This window comes from Erysipelatoclostridium sp. AM42-17, assembly GCF_003480255.1.
GTDB lineage: Bacteria > Bacillota_I > Bacilli_A > Erysipelotrichales > Coprobacillaceae > Faecalibacillus.
Map to the genome: position 1 here is coordinate 1 of NZ_QUIN01000003.1, position 4148 is coordinate 4148.

At 29.2% G+C, this 4148-nt stretch carries 5 protein-coding genes; 3 read left to right on the forward strand and 2 right to left on the reverse strand.

The annotated features are described in order from the left end of the window. Positions 1-1035: ISL3 family transposase (locus tag DW911_RS02045; RefSeq protein WP_158575429.1), on the forward strand; the 1035-nt coding region annotated here is incomplete at its 5' end. 134 nt (positions 1036-1169) lie between these two features. Here DW911_RS02045 and DW911_RS02050 read toward each other — a convergent pair. Next, a complete protein-coding gene (locus DW911_RS02050) occupies positions 1170-1586 on the reverse strand; it encodes a MerR family transcriptional regulator (RefSeq protein WP_118433503.1) in 417 nt (138 codons plus the stop codon). A gap of 99 nt (positions 1587-1685) precedes the next feature. On the opposite strand from DW911_RS02050, the gene DW911_RS02055 reads away from it, so the two are divergent. Further along, entirely contained in the window at positions 1686-2831 is a 1146-nt protein-coding gene (locus DW911_RS02055) for an iron-containing alcohol dehydrogenase (RefSeq protein ID WP_118607395.1), read from the forward strand. Between the two features lie 20 nt (positions 2832-2851). Here the strand turns inward: DW911_RS02055 and DW911_RS02060 are convergent, their stop codons facing one another. Next, positions 2852-3724 carry a LysR family transcriptional regulator gene (locus tag DW911_RS02060; RefSeq protein ID WP_118607396.1) on the reverse strand — a complete coding sequence of 291 codons (873 nt, stop codon included), beginning with the start codon at positions 3722-3724 and terminating at the stop codon, positions 2852-2854. Positions 3725-3821: 97 nt separating this feature from the next. Here DW911_RS02060 and DW911_RS02065 point away from each other — a divergent pair, with 97 nt between their 5' ends. Beyond that, positions 3822-4109 (forward strand): TSUP family transporter, encoded by a 288-nt coding sequence (locus tag DW911_RS02065; RefSeq protein WP_118607397.1) that lies wholly within the window; start codon positions 3822-3824, stop codon positions 4107-4109. Positions 4110-4148: the final 39 nt, after the last annotated feature.

The window sequence follows — 4148 nt, forward strand, 5'->3', positions numbered from 1 at the left end:
ATTTCTATTTTAAATAAATTGAAGCCATATAATGCTACTTATGCTTCAATAGCTAGAATGTATGGCATTTCTGTTACCAGAGTAGTAGATATATTTGATGCTTTCGTTAGAATCAAAAGGCATTCTCTTCCAAAAGTACTATTGATTGATGAGTTTCATTTTTCTAGGCGTGCTAAATACAAGTATCCTGCTATTCTTATGAATTTTGAAAACAACTTAATCATTGATATTGTTGAATCGAGAACTCATGATATTATGTCGGATTATTTCTTTAAAATCAGTTTGGAGGAAAGAAAAAAGGTCGAATACATATGTACGGATATGAGCTTCATTTTCAAGCCATTACTAAAAACATATTTTCCTCATTCGACCTTACTTATTGATCATTTTCATGTGATTCGATTAATAAATGATCAATTAAATCATACTCGAAAAAGAATTATGCGTAAATATGAGAAAAACAAAAAATCCATAGAATACAGACTATTAAAACATAGATACAAAATATTACTTAAATCTAGAAATGATGTAGATTGTGAAGTATTCAAACATGACAAAATATTAGGATATCATGTAACTGAAAATATGATTCTAGAAAAATTGTTAAGTTTTGATGATGAACTTAAACAAGCCTATAGTGCAAAAGAAGAATATCTTATTTTTGATCAGGTTACAAAAGATGAAGTTAATGATACTGACAAAAGAAAAGAATTAAACGATGTAATCAAAAGATTTAAGCATACTCAGGTTGAAGAAAGCATATGTGTTGCAGAAACCCTTAGTCACTGGAAAGAAGAAATACTAAACTCATTTATATGGGTTAATGGCAGACGTATTTCTAATGGACCATGTGAAGGTAAAAATAATTATATTAAAAAGATTTTATTTAACGCAAATGGCATGACTAATTTCCAACGCGCAAGAAACAGAATATTATATTCTCAAAATAAATATGAAACATATTCTACAAAAGAACATGAAGACAGTATTAAACGTTCATGTGAACCTAGAGGACATTATAAAAAAATTAAATAATAAAAGGAGGAATACCGGAACTAGACATCATCCTTAGTATTCTCCTAAAAAGTAACGAATATTTTAAAGGGAATTCTATTTTATCATCAGAATTCCCCTTAATATTTTATAGCGATTTTCATAAAAGCACTCGATTATTTAAAGCGCCCTTTTTTATTATCTAGATTGATAAGATTACTTATATAAGGTCTTTTTCCAGTTAAGACATCATTATAAAAACTTTGTTTCCAGTCAATATAATCCATACTTTTTTCTAATTGTTTAATCGTATTTTCAAGATTAGCTCTTTTTTTAGAAAGCATTTCTTGACGAATAGGAATTGTTTTTTCACCCTCTAAACAAAGTTTTAAATATTCTTTCATTTCTTGAATACTAAAATCACATTTTTTAAGACATGAAAGATCTTTGATCCATTTTAAATCATGTTCATCAAAAATACGACGATTATTTTTATCTCTTTTGACATGAGGGACAAGTCCCTCATTACAATAATATTTTAAAGTTTGATAAGTCATATCAAGTTCACGACATACTTGCATCATGGTATACATCAAATCACCTCAAAAAAATTATATAATGCTTGACCGATAGTTACAACCGTAAATTATAATCATTTATGTAATAGATAAGATATAAAGGAGGCTTATAAAATGAATACATTTAATTATTCTTATCCAGTAAAAGTCTATTTTGGAAAAGGAAGTGCCAAAGAAGCATTTTCCAATGAATTAAAGAAATATGGAAGTAAAGTTTTATTAGCTTATGGTGGTGGTTCTATTAAAAGTAATGGTATCTATGATGAAATTGTTTCTGCATTAAAAGAAGAAAATAAAGAAATTATTGAATTTAATGGAATTATGTCAAATCCAACTTATAAAAAAGTACAAGCAGGAGTAGAATTGGTTAAAAAAGAAAAAATTGATTTTATTTTAGCTGTTGGTGGAGGAAGTGTTATTGATTGTTGTAAAGTCATCTCTACCCAAGCTACGATAGATGAAGATATTTGGGATTTAGAATATGTTAAGGGTCAATTTTCTACAACAGGGATTCCTATGGGGGCTGTGGTGACGGCTTCAGGAACAGGTGCTGAAATGAATGGCGGAGCTGTTATTACACATGAAGAAAAGAATTGGAAAGGTGGTATCTTTGCTTCAACTGCTGATTTTGCAGTATTAGATCCAACTTATACAATGACAGTTCCAACAATGCAAGTATTATCAGGAGCATTTGATACATTAAGTCATGCTTTAGAAACCTATTTAGGAAATTCTGATCAAGATAATGTTTCTGATGATATTGCTCTAGCAGTCATGAAAAATACAGTTGTGAATATGAGACGTTTATTAAAAGATATTCATGATGAACAAGCTAGAAGTAACTTAATGTGGAATTCAGCGATGGCAGAAAATGGTATTTTAAAATGTGGACGTCAAACGGATTTCCAAGTGCATCAAATTGAACATCAATTAGGGGCTTTTACAGACTGTAATCACGGTCAAGGACTTGCGGTTATTCAACCGGTTTATTGTTATCATATTTTAGATGATGCTCATGAAAAGCTAACAAAGTTTGCTCAAGTTGTCTTTAATCAACAAACAGCTCAAGCTGGTTTAGAGGCATTACAAGAATTTATTAAAGAATGTCATTTACCAACAACTCTCAAAGAACTTCATTCAAAGGTTGTTATTACAGATGATTTATTAAAGAAAGTAGCCAATACAACAAATATTATTAAAACAAATCCTCGTACTTTAACTCAAGATGAAGTTTATCAAATATTATTAGAATGTAAATAAGAAAGTAACTGTGAAGGAACCTAACCTTTTAGTTTAGGATCTTCAGTCTCTTTTTTATATAGTTCATCAACGAAAGTTTGTTGGAGTTTTGTTTTAGAGTCTTTTTTCCATATGATATACCAATTAAATTGAGGCATATGTTCAATAGGAATAAACTTTAAAAGAGGATCGGTGTTTTTATTATCAATGATTAAAGCGATGCCTAGGTTTTCTTTCACCATTGTTTTTCCTATTTCTGGAAGATCATAAGTTCCTATAATATGATCTTCATTAATAAATGAAGGAACTTCACCATCGTTTAAAGCTTGTCTGGATACAATAATGGCTTCATTTTCAATATCTTGAGCATTAATGATATCTTTAGATGCAAGATGATGATCACTGCTTACAAGTATACCTAATTGATTAGTGAGGTTTAAAGGGATACCGTCATATTTTGTTTTGTCAAATTCACGAATAAAAATACCAAAATCAAGTAACCCCTGGTTTATTTGTTCTAACAATGTATATTTATCACCACTGGTAAGATGAAATTTAACATGAGGATGGATTACTTGAAAATCATGAATTATTTTCAGGATTTTAGATAAATGATCCGTGTGTCCTGTGCCAATATAGAGATTACCAACAATATCTTGTTCTTGATGCATTTCATCGAGTGTTTTTTCAGTTAAGGCTATAATTTGTTTGGCACGTTGTTTAAATAATATGCCTTTATCAGTAAGAATCATTTTTTGCTTACTTCTAATAAATAAGGGACCACCCACTTCTATTTCTAATTCTTTAAGTTGTTTAGATAATGCTGGTTGCGAAATATGAAGTTGTAAAGCTGCATGAGTTAAATTGCCTTCTTTGCAAATGGCTAAAAAATAATGTAAAAGACGTAATTCCATAATATCCTCCTATAACTGTTAGTTATAGTTTATCATAAAATATAAATATTTGTAATTTTATTAAAATCAGATATGATAATAGATAGGAGGAATCAAAATGATTTTATTGATTTCATTATTAGCGGGTTTATTACAAGGGATAACAGGCTTTGGTTCAGGTATTGTCTTAATGATGTATTTACCCTATGTTTGTTCAATCACACATAGTGCTGCGATAACAAGTGCTATTTGTATTGCTTTAAGTGCAACGATGGTTTACCAATATCGTCAAACTATCAATATTAAAAAGGTAATGATACCTTTAGTTTTATATATGCTTACTTGTACACTGACGATTTCTTATGCTTCAATGTTAAATGCATTATTTTTAGAGTATTTAAAATAATCTGATATTTTAGTTTTAAACAAAAATAGTATTGGTAGT